General features: G+C 75.3%; 2 pseudogenes. Both read right to left on the reverse strand.

What is annotated here, in order from left to right:
• Positions 1-322, reverse strand: a pseudogene (locus HMPREF0975_RS17040) (O-succinylbenzoic acid--CoA ligase); the annotation flags it as partial.
• Positions 322-587: pseudogene (locus HMPREF0975_RS17045) on the reverse strand (hypothetical protein); the annotation flags it as partial. The pseudogenes HMPREF0975_RS17040 and HMPREF0975_RS17045, both read right to left, overlap by 1 nt.

The following is a 587-nucleotide window of genomic DNA, read 5'->3' on the forward strand; positions in this document are numbered from 1 at the left end:
CGGCCGCGGTCAGGGCCCGGCTCGCCGCCGGCTCGCGCAGGACGCGCACCAGTTGGGTGGGGACCAGGGAGACGTAGAGGCGGGTCGCAGCAGAACCGGCAGCGGGGTCGGCAGTCGGAGCGGCGGAGTGCCGGGTCGAGCGCAGGGCCTCCGCGAGCGCCGCCGGGCTGAATCCTATGCTCGTGTCCACTATGACGGGAGCGGTTGCGGCCATGAGGGAGCGGATGAGGATCTGCAGGCCGGCGACATGGTGGGCTGGCAGTGGCAGGAGCCAGGTTCCCGGGCCGCCCAGGCGATCGTGGGTGGCGCGGGCGGAGGCCACTAAGGCGGCGGCGCTGACGGCGATGAGCTGTCCGGTGCCGGTGGTGGAGCCGGAGGTGCGCAGGACGAGGTCGGTGCGCGGGGGACTCGGGTGATGCGGCGCACCAGGTCGGCCCGGGCGCGGTCCACATCCTCGCCCGGGCCGATGGGCACGAGCAGTGGGAGGGGCGGTGCGGTTCTCCCCCCTTCTTCGTCCCCGCCTCGTTCCGCGGTGCCGGCGGCCGGCCGGCCGTCTTGGGCCGTCAGCAGGCCTCGCCGGGCGAGGC

Source organism: Actinomyces sp. oral taxon 849 str. F0330 (assembly GCF_000239715.1).
Classification (GTDB): Bacteria; Actinomycetota; Actinomycetes; order Actinomycetales; family Actinomycetaceae; genus Actinomyces; species Actinomyces johnsonii.